The organism is Caulobacter sp. 05L422, assembly GCF_056397765.1.
This window is the reverse complement of the sequence record NZ_JBFTOB010000020.1, coordinates 57731-66981: the sequence shown is the minus strand read 5'-3', so window position 1 is coordinate 66981 and position 9251 is coordinate 57731. Positions and strand designations below refer to the sequence as shown.

The 9251-nt window shown below is 68.1% G+C and carries 9 protein-coding genes and 1 tRNA gene; 5 read left to right on the top strand and 5 right to left on the bottom strand.

Annotation, left to right across the window (positions count from 1 at the left end; translation table 11 throughout):
• Window positions 1–66 precede the first annotated feature (66 nt).
• From rpsA to aroA, 3 genes are all read right to left on the bottom strand, one after another.
• Window positions 67–1776 (bottom strand): 30S ribosomal protein S1, encoded by a 1710-nt coding sequence (gene rpsA, locus AC1DMQ_RS18685; protein WP_477035057.1) that lies wholly within the window; start codon window positions 1774–1776, stop codon window positions 67–69.
• A 134-nt stretch (window positions 1777–1910) separates the two neighbouring features.
• Entirely contained in the window at window positions 1911–2561 is a 651-nt protein-coding gene (gene cmk / locus AC1DMQ_RS18680) for a (d)CMP kinase (RefSeq protein ID WP_477035056.1), read from the bottom strand.
• Window positions 2562–2563: 2 nt separating this feature from the next.
• Entirely contained in the window at window positions 2564–3886 is a 1323-nt protein-coding gene (gene aroA, locus AC1DMQ_RS18675) for a 3-phosphoshikimate 1-carboxyvinyltransferase (RefSeq protein ID WP_477035055.1), read from the bottom strand.
• A gap of 115 nt (window positions 3887–4001) precedes the next feature.
• On the opposite strand from aroA, the gene AC1DMQ_RS18670 reads away from it, so the two are divergent.
• The 3 genes from AC1DMQ_RS18670 (at window position 4002) to AC1DMQ_RS18660 (ending at window position 5460) form a co-directional block, all read left to right on the top strand.
• Window positions 4002–4469 (top strand): TIGR02300 family protein, encoded by a 468-nt coding sequence (locus AC1DMQ_RS18670; protein WP_477035054.1) that lies wholly within the window; start codon window positions 4002–4004, stop codon window positions 4467–4469.
• A gap of 189 nt (window positions 4470–4658) precedes the next feature.
• Window positions 4659–4734, top strand: a tRNA-Ala gene (locus AC1DMQ_RS18665).
• Between the two features lie 171 nt (window positions 4735–4905).
• Window positions 4906–5460 carry a hypothetical protein gene (locus tag AC1DMQ_RS18660; RefSeq protein ID WP_477035053.1) on the top strand — a complete coding sequence of 185 codons (555 nt, stop codon included), beginning with the start codon at window positions 4906–4908 and terminating at the stop codon, window positions 5458–5460.
• On the opposite strand, the gene AC1DMQ_RS18655 is transcribed toward AC1DMQ_RS18660, so the two are convergent.
• Window positions 5457–6425, bottom strand: coding sequence for an alpha/beta fold hydrolase (locus AC1DMQ_RS18655; RefSeq protein ID WP_477035052.1), 969 nt, complete (start codon window positions 6423–6425; stop codon window positions 5457–5459). The two genes, AC1DMQ_RS18660 and AC1DMQ_RS18655, sit on opposite strands and share 4 nt — an antisense overlap.
• 121 nt (window positions 6426–6546) lie before the next feature.
• On the opposite strand from AC1DMQ_RS18655, the gene AC1DMQ_RS18650 reads away from it, so the two are divergent.
• On the top strand, window positions 6547–7377 hold the full coding sequence (locus tag AC1DMQ_RS18650; protein WP_477035051.1) for a helix-turn-helix domain-containing protein: 831 nt from the start codon (window positions 6547–6549) through the stop codon (window positions 7375–7377).
• A gap of 59 nt (window positions 7378–7436) precedes the next feature.
• Window positions 7437–8363 carry an EF-hand domain-containing protein gene (locus tag AC1DMQ_RS18645; protein ID WP_477035050.1) on the top strand — a complete coding sequence of 309 codons (927 nt, stop codon included), beginning with the start codon at window positions 7437–7439 and terminating at the stop codon, window positions 8361–8363.
• A gap of 98 nt (window positions 8364–8461) precedes the next feature.
• Here AC1DMQ_RS18645 and cysQ read toward each other — a convergent pair whose 3' ends face one another.
• The gene (gene cysQ / locus AC1DMQ_RS18640) at window positions 8462–9238 is read right to left on the bottom strand and encodes a 3'(2'),5'-bisphosphate nucleotidase CysQ (RefSeq protein WP_477035049.1); all 777 of its coding nucleotides are present in this window, start codon (window positions 9236–9238) and stop codon (window positions 8462–8464) included.
• Window positions 9239–9251 lie beyond the last annotated feature (13 nt).

Here is a 9251-nt window from a genome sequence, read left to right as displayed (position 1 = left end):
AAAGAAAACGGCGGCCGGATCGCTCCGGCCGCCGTTCCCATTCTGCTTTCGCGGTAAGGCGAAGGCTTAGTCCTTGGTGGCCCGCTCGCGCAGGGCCGCGCCGAGGATGTCGCCCAGCGAAGCGCCGGAGTCCGACGAGCCGAACTGCTCGATGGCTTCCTTCTCTTCGGCCATTTCCAGCGACTTGATCGACATCGAAACGCGGCGAGCCGCCTTGTCGATGTTGGTGATCTGAGCGTCGACGCGGTCACCCACGGCGAAGCGCTCGGGGCGCTGTTCCTGACGGTCGCGCGACAGGTCCGACTTGCGGATGAAGGCGGTCATCAGGGCGTCGTCTTCACCGAAGCGCACTTCGATGCCGCCGGTGGTGACTTCCGTCACCGTGACGGTCACGGTCTGGTTCTTGCGGTAGGTGTCGCCCGACATCGGATCGCCGCCCAGCTGCTTGATGCCCAGCGAGATGCGTTCCTTCTCGACGTCGACGTCCAGGACCTTCGCCTTGACGATGTCGCCCTTCTTGTAGCGAGCCATGGCTTCTTCGCCCGACGCGCTCCAGTCGATGTCCGACAGGTGCACCATGCCGTCGATGTCGTTGTCGAGGCCGATGAACAGACCGAATTCGGTCGCGTTCTTGACTTCGCCTTCGACGGTCGAGCCGACCGGATGGGTTTCCAGGAAGGAATCCCACGGGTTGGCCAGGGCCTGCTTCAGGCCCAGCGAAACGCGGCGCTTGGACGGATCGACGTCCAGCACGACGACGTCGACTTCTTGCGAGGTCGAGACGATCTTGCCGGGGTGGACGTTCTTCTTGGTCCACGACATTTCCGAGACGTGCACCAGGCCTTCGACGCCGGCTTCCAGCTCCACGAAGGCGCCGTAGTCGGTGATGTTGGTGATGCGGCCCGTGAACTTGGCGCCGACCGGGTACTTGGCTTCAACGCCGTCCCACGGATCCGACTGCAGCTGCTTCATGCCGAGGCTGATGCGCTGGGTGTCCGGGTTGATCTTGACGATCTGGACCTTCACGGTGTCGCCCACGGCGAGCACTTGGCTCGGGTGGTTGACGCGCTTCCAGCTCATGTCGGTGACGTGCAGCAGGCCGTCGATGCCGCCCAGGTCGACGAACGCACCGTAGTCGGTGATGTTCTTGACGACGCCTTCGCGGATTTCACCCTCTTGCAGCTGCGACACCAGTTCGGTGCGCTGCTCGGCGCGGGCTTCTTCCAGGATGGCGCGACGCGAGACGACGATGTTGCCGCGCGGACGGTCCATCTTGAGGATGGCGAAGGGCTGTTCCTTGCCCATGAGCGGGCCGACGTCGCGCACCGGGCGGATGTCGACTTGCGAGCCGGGCAGGAACGCCGAGGCGCCGCCCAGGTCGACGGTGAAGCCGCCCTTGACGCGACCGACGATGGCGCCGAGCACGGGTTCGTTCTTGGCGTAGACGCCTTCCAGACGGGTCCAGGCTTCTTCGCGCTTGGCCTTTTCGCGGCTGATGACCGCTTCGCCCAGGGCGTTTTCCAGGCGTTCCAGGAAGACTTCGACCGAGTCGCCGACCTTGATGGTGGGCTTGCCGGTTTCGTCGACGCCGAATTCCTTCTGGGGAACGCGGCCTTCGGTCTTCAGACCGACGTCGATGATCGCGAAGTCCTTCTCGATCCCGACAACGATGCCCTTGACGACGGTGCCTTCCTGGAAGTCGCGGCCGCCCATGGAATCGTTCAGCAGCGCTTCGAAATCGTCGCGCGTCGGGTTGAAGCTCATATCGTCAGCCATGCTGATGTTTAGTCTCGTGTTGTGGGAAGCCCTGCGGTGAGCGGCCGTCGGATGACGGTTCTCGGGATTCCGGATGATGTGAGTTTTCTCGTGCGGTCCGGCGCTTCCAAAGCGGCGGCGAGGCGGGCGGTGGATTAGCCCGGGAGGTTTCCCGACCGGGCGCGCGCCGTCTCGACAATGCGGCGAGCCGCATCGAAGGCCTGCTCTATAGTCATTTCCGACGTATCAAGCAAGACGGCGTCCGGGGCCTGCGTCATCGGCGCGCTGGCCCGGCCGCCGTCGCGTTCGTCGCGTTTCCTGATGTCGGCCAGGATCTCGTCGAAGGTCACGGCCTCGCCCTGGCCGACCAGCTGCTTCCAGCGGCGGTCGGCGCGGACCTCGGGGGTGGCGGTCACGAACAGCTTGGCCGGCGCTTCGGGGGCGATGACCGTGCCGATGTCGCGGCCGTCGATGACGCTGCCGGGCTCGCGGCCGGCGAAATTACGCTGCAGGTCGAACAGGGCCGCGCGGACGCCTGGATGCACGGCCACCCGGCTGGCGGCTTCGCCGGCCTGGCGGGTCCGGACCTCGGGCATCTCCAGCTCGGCCAGTTCCAGGCCGCGCGCCGCGGCCTCGGCGCCGGTCGCGTCGTCCAGGTCGCCGTCGGCGTTCAGCAGGCGCACGCCCACCGCCCGATAGAGCAGGCCGGTGTCCAGCATCGGATAGTCGTAGAGCCTGGCCAGGCGGCCGGCGACCGTGCCCTTGCCCGAGGCGGCGGGACCGTCGACGGCGATGACGAAAGCCATGGTCAGGCCTCCCCGATCGTCCCGCCCAGGCCGCGCATCATGTCGGCGAAGCCGGGGAAGCTGGTGGCGATCATGCCGGGCTCGTCGATCGACACCGGCGACTGGGCGGCCATGCCCAGGATCAGGTGGCTCATGGCGATCCGGTGGTCGCCGTGGGTCTCGACCATGGCCCCGCCACGCGGCGCCTGGCCCGTTCCCCGGACGATGAAGCCCTCGGGCTCCTCCTCGACGTCGACGCCGCAGGCTTCCAGGCCGGCGGCAGTCAGGGCGATGCGGTCGCTTTCCTTGACGCGCATCTCGCCGACGCCGCGCATGATCGTCTCGCCAGAAGCGAAGGCGGCCGCGACGGCCAGGATCGGATATTCGTCGATCATAGCCGGGGCGCGCTCAGGCGGCACGACGACGCCCTTCATGGCGGGCGAATGGCGGGCGGTGATGTCGCCGACCTGCTCGCCGCTGCTCTCGCGAACGTTCGAGATCGTCAGGTCCGCGCCCATCTCCTGCAGGGTGGTGAACAGGCCCGTGCGCAGTTCGTTGAGCATCACGCCCTCGACCGTCACTTCCGAACCGGGGACGATCAGGCCGGCCACCAGCGGGAAGGCCGCCGACGACGGGTCGCCCGGCACGGCCACGTGGGTCCCGGTCAGCTTCTGGCCGGCGGGCAGGCGGATATGCCGCACGCCGTCTTTGTCCTCGACGATCACCTCGGCGCCGAAGGCGCGCAGCATGCGCTCGGTATGGTCGCGGGTGGCTTCCGGCTCGATCACCTCGACCCCGCCCTCGGCGTGCAGGCCGGCCAGCAGCACGGCCGACTTCACCTGGGCCGAGGCCATCGGCAGCTTGTAGGACAGGCCACGCAGATTGCCGCCCTTCAGGGTCAGCGGCAGGCGGCCCTTGTCGCGGCCCAGCCAGGTGGCGCCCATCCGGGCCAGCGGATCCAGCACCCGGCTCATCGGCCGGCCGCGCAGGGAATTGTCGCCGGTGAAGGTGGCGCACAGCGCGAAACCCGCGGCCGCGCCCATGATCAGCCGCACGCCGGTGCCGGCGTTGCCGCAGTCGACCACGTCGGAGGGCTCGACGAAGCCGCCCTGGCCCTCGATCCGCCAGCGGCCGCCGCCTTCCTGTTCGACCCGCGCGCCGAAGCTGCGCATGGCCTGGGCGGTCGCCAGAACGTCGGCGCCCTCCAGCAAACCCTCGACCGTGGTGGTCCCCGAAGCCAGCGCGCCGAGGATCATCGAACGGTGGGAAATCGACTTGTCGCCCGGCGCGCGAACCGTCCCGCGGAGGGGCCCACCGGGGGTGCTCTTCAATCCAGCCGCCGTCATGCCGCCACCGGCCTCCGTATCACGCGCTTTTCACGAGGGGATTGCTTTTGACAGCGGCCCCCGGCCATGGCAAGTGACCCGCCGCTTTCCCCATCTGGATCAAAGGGTCGCCAACTTGGCCAATCCCGAACTGGGCGCAAAACAAATTTGCCCCAACTGCCAATCGAAATTCTACGACCTGGGCCGCCGCCCGGCCGTTTGTCCGAAGTGCGGCGAGTCGTTCGATCCCGAAGAGGCGCTGAAGTCGCGCCGCGTCCGTGCTCGCGCCGTCACCCCGGACTACGACGCCGAGGACGAGAAGCCCGCTCCCCCTCCCAAGGAGGAGGACGGCTACGAGGACGAGGTCGATGAGACCCCGGAAATCGACGAAGCCGCCGAGGAAGTCGTCGAGCCCGACGACGACGACAGCGACCCGACCGTCGCCCCGGCCCCGGCCGCCGACGACCTGGGCGTCGACTTCTCGGAAGACGAGGATCTCGCCGAGGACGAAGCCGACGACGTTCCGTTCCTCGAGGACGAAGACGACGAGGACGTCCTGGAGGACGAAATCGAAGGCCTGCCGGGCGCGGACGACGACGACTAAACGTCACCTGCGCCTGTCGGAAAATTGATCGAACAACGGTCCGAAAAATTTTCCAAAAAAGTGTGCCGGGAGGGTTGATCCAAAAATCCTCCCGGCATAGGTTCCGCGCCTCTTCGGGGGCCACCCACTCGGAACCGCCGGAGACACTGAGGAATTCTAGGTTTCCCCACTCGGAAATCTTTGAACCTTGGGGCTTTAGCTCAGCTGGTAGAGCGCTTGCATGGCATGCAAGAGGTCAGCGGTTCGACTCCGCTAAGCTCCACCAAGACGGCCGCTTCCCTAAAGGGAGCGGCCGTTTCCATTTCCGGCGCCCGGTTCGGCGACGCCGAGGCGCCCCGGGTCCGCCAAGGGCGCGGACGCAACTTCCCCGATAAAAAACGACTTCGGCTTGCAGCGGTTTGGCGCTCAGACTGTTTTCCGTGTTCGGAGGCTGTTCATGCGACCCATTTCCCAACCCGCCCTCGTCGTCATCGCGACCCTGCTGCTGGCGACCCCGGCCATGGCCCAGACCGAGCCCTCCAAGACCCAGCAGGTCGAGGAGGGCGCCTCGAAGGTGGTCACCGCGCCGCTCAAGGACGTCGGCGTGGTCAAGGACAAGATCCCCCAGGTGCTGATCGACGCCCGGACCGGGACCTACGTCCTGCCCTCGCCCCTGACCTGCAAGACGATCTTCGACGCCGTCGACGCGCTCGACGCCGAGCTGGCGCCGGACCTCGACGCCGACTCCACCCGGATCAAGAGCGGCATGTCGGCCACCGAACTCGGCGAGACCGTGGTCCACGGCCTGATGCCGATGCGCTCGTGGGTCCGCAAGCTCAGCGGCGCCGAGAAGAACGCCAACGAGGTCCAGGCGGCGATCGTGGCCGGCTCGATCCGGCGCGGCTACCTCAAGGGCGTGGGCCTGGGGATGGGCTGCAAGCCGCCCGCGGCTCCGCTGGGCGTGGCCTTGCCGACGACCGCGCCCGCCAAGGCCAAGCCCAAGAAGCGCTAGGCCCGCCAGAGCTTCCGCGCCTCCTCGGCCACGACATCGGGATATTCCTCGGGCCAGAACAGCTTGGCCTTGGGAAGCCGGCGCACGCCCCTGGAGTTCGGAAGGATGGCGGCCAGATAGTCCGGGCTCTCCTTGGCGAAGATGTCGTCGGCCATGCCCCAGACGATGCGGGTGGGGACCTTGCACGCGCGCAGCGACGCCTCGATCCCGGCCAGGGGATTGGGGTCCAGGCCCAGGGTGTAGGCGTTGACCAGGGCCTTGCTGGCCGGGGTGGCGACCAGCGGACCGAAATACATCTGGATCGCCGCGTCGGTGGGCTGGCTGGGGTCGGAGAAGCACATGCCGCCGAAACCTTCCGGAGAACGCGCCAGCTTGGGGTCCTGGAACCACGGAACCAGCCATTGGTCGGGATAGGTCCCCTCGCGGGCCAGGGCCAGGACTGGCTGCAGGGCCGGCGGCGGGCTGTCGGGCTCGACGTCGCAATTGGTCAGCAGCATCGTGCGGACCCGGTTCGGGAAGCGGGTGACGAAGATCTGGGCCACGGCCCCGCCGCTGTCGCTGGCGACCAGGTCGACCGAGGCGATCCCGAGGGCATCGAGGAACACCGCCAGCATGTCGGCCTGGTCGAACGGCGCGACGCCCTGGCCGGCGGCCACGCGGGTGAAGCCCAGCCCCAGGGAGTCCGGCGCGATGCAGCGGCGCTCGCCCGACAGCCGATCAAAGGCCCCTCGCCATTGGAACCCGTTGAGCGGGAAGCCGTGCAGGAACAGGGCGACCGGGCCGGCGCCGCGCTCGACATAGGCGATGTCGCCGAACCTGGTGGTCAGGTAGCGGCGCTCGGCGTTCCAGGCGCGCGCGGCCTTGGCGTCGTCCTCGGCGCGGGGCAAGGCCCCCTCGGCTTGGGCCGAGCCGGCGGCCGCCACGGCCAGAAGACTCATGGCGGTCAGGAACTGTCGTCTTTGCATCGTCCGATCCTCATGACGGGGACGGAAGGTCCCGGTTGCTGGAGGACTAGGACCGCGCGATCACCGGCTCCATGACCTGCGAGGTTATGGCGATCATGCCCGGCGCGGTTAGTGTCAGGTCATGAACACGATGACCTCGCCGCCGCCCCGCTCCGCCCCCGCCACGGCCGATCACCCCCTGGGCGACCTGCTTCGCCAGTGGCGGAGCACGCGCCGGATGAGCCAGATGGACCTGGCGCTGGAGGCCGGGATCTCGACCCGCCACCTCAGCTATGTCGAGACCGGCAAGGCCCGACCCAGCCGTGAGCTGATCGCCCTGCTGGCCGGGGCGCTGGACATGCCCATGCGCGACCGCAACGCCCTGCTGGTCGTCGCCGGCTACGCGCCCGGCTATCGCGAGACGCCCCTGTCGGATCCGCAGATGGCGCTGATGCGACGGGCCATCGAGTTCATCCTGGGCCAGCAGGAGCCCTTCCCCGCCTTCGTCGTGAACCGGCACTGGGATGTGCTGATGGCCAACCAGGGCCTGTTGCGGCTGTTCGGCTGGCTGCGCGACGGGGTCCAGCCGCACGGCAACATCATGCGCCAGGTGTTCGACCCGGCCGACATGCGGCCCTTCGTCGAGAACTGGGAGGAGGTGGCCGGCGACCTGATCAGCCACCTGCATCACGAGGCGGCCACCGACAAGACCTCGCGCGCCCTGCTGGACGAGGTGCTGGCCTATCCGGACGTGCCGACCCGCTGGGAACGACGGCAGCTGGGCGCTGCGCCCCTGCCGCTGCTGACCGTGACCTTCCGCAAGGGCGACCAGCGCCTGACCTTCTTCTCGACCCTGACCACCTTCGGCACCTCGCGCGACATCACGCTGGAGGAGCTGCGGGTCGAGTGCATGTTCCCCGCCGACGACGAGACGGCGGCCTTCTGCCGCGCGCTGGCGGACAAGGACGCCTGACCTCAATACAACCTCTGGCGCCAAACTTGCTGCATGGATCGCAAGCAGGAGGGGCGACCATGGACATCGGCGCGAGCGGCATCCAACGCGAAAGCCGCATCACGACCCTGAAATCGCTGGATGGAGGCGGCATGGCCATGCTGGCCGCCGTCAAGGACCAGGCGTTCAAGGCTTTCGACGCCGACCGGGACGGCAAGGTCTCGGCGCAGGAGATCGCCAAGCTCGGCAATAACGACCCGGACAAGCTTGCCGACAAGCAGGCTCTGGTCTCGGCTTTCGACAGCAATGGCGACGGCGCGCTGGACACCAGCGAATTCGGCGCCTCCAGGCTGCTGGACGGCAAGAACCTGCAGACCCTGCTGGGCGTGCAGGACGAGGCGGGCATGGCCAACTGGCTGATCGCCCGGGCCGACACCGACGGCGACGGGACCTTGTCCGCCGACGAATATGCGGGCGTGGCCTCGCCCACCGTCCGCTCGGGCCGGATCGTGGACGGCACGAGCGTCTGGGACCCGGTCGAAGACGTCAACGCCCAGCATTTCGGCGGGACCGACGCCGACAAGGACGGGCAGCTGTCGGCGGAAGAGCTGGCGACCAAACTCAAGGCCGCGCCGCAACTCATCCGGCTCGCCGGCACCAGCCAGGCGGCCGGCGTCCTGTCCACGCGCGGCGACAGCGATGGCGACGGCGCCCTGTCGGCCGACGAACTGACGGCGGCGGTCAAGGCCCAGAACCTCGACCCGAGCGATGTCGGCGACCTGATGCGATCGGCCGACCGCGACGGGGACGCGAAACTCTCCGCCGGCGAACTGCAAGCGGCCGCCAGACGCCAGCCGCTGCTTTTCATGCGCGACCAGATCAGCGGCGCGCCCGTCCCGCCCTCGAGCGGCGAGATGCTGCTGAGCCGGCTCCTGCACTCGACCATGCGCGGCCTGAGCGACCAGATGGCCTCGGAACTGGGCGGCGCCCTGAACCGGACGGCCTAGAGCATTTTCGAGCGAAGTGGATACCGGTTCGCGTGAAGAAAATGCGTAAAAACAAGAATCTAGAGCTCCCGGCTTGATGCAATCAGTCGGGAAGCGCCTTAGGCCCCGCGGGCCACGAACCAGCCGTTGCGGAAGCCCTGGTCGGCCTTGCCGTAGGTGAAGGCCTCGCCCTCGGGCATGGTGAAGCGGCCGCCGGCGGCGACCAGGATGGCGTGACCGGCGGCGGTGTCCCACTCCATGGTCGGTCCATGGCGCGGATAGATGTCGGCCGCGCCCTCGGCAATGCGGACCAGCTTGATCGAGCTGTCCATCGGGGCGCGCAGGGAGAAGCCGTACTGGGCCGCCAGCTCGGCCGCCCGCTCTTCCTTCATGGTGTGGCTGACCAGGGCCAGGGCCTGGCCCTCGGGCCAGGCCCGGACCGCGACCTTGATCTCCGCGCCGCCCGGGGTCTCGCGCTTGAGCACGCCGTCGGCGCTGGTGAACCAGACCTCGCCCGTCGCCGGAGCGCAGATCGCGCCGGCCACCGGCGCGCCGTTGTCGATCAGGCCGATATTGACCGTGAAGTTGGGATCGCCGCGCACGAAGGCCTTGGTGCCGTCCACCGGATCGACCAGGAAGAACCGCGGGCCGATGGCGTCGGGCGTGCCGAACTCGCTGGCATGCTCTTCCGAGATCGCCGGGATTTCCGGGAAACGCTCGACCAGCCGGGCCAGGATCAGGCGCTCGCCGGCCTTGTCGGCCTCGGTCACCGGGCTCTCGTCGGCCTTGCGGACCACGTCCAGCTCGGTGCGCCAGAACGGCAGGATGACCTCGGCGGCCGCCTCGACGATCGTCGCCAGGTCGCGGCCGTAGTCGGCCAGGTTCGCATAGCTCATCAGTTACCTCCAG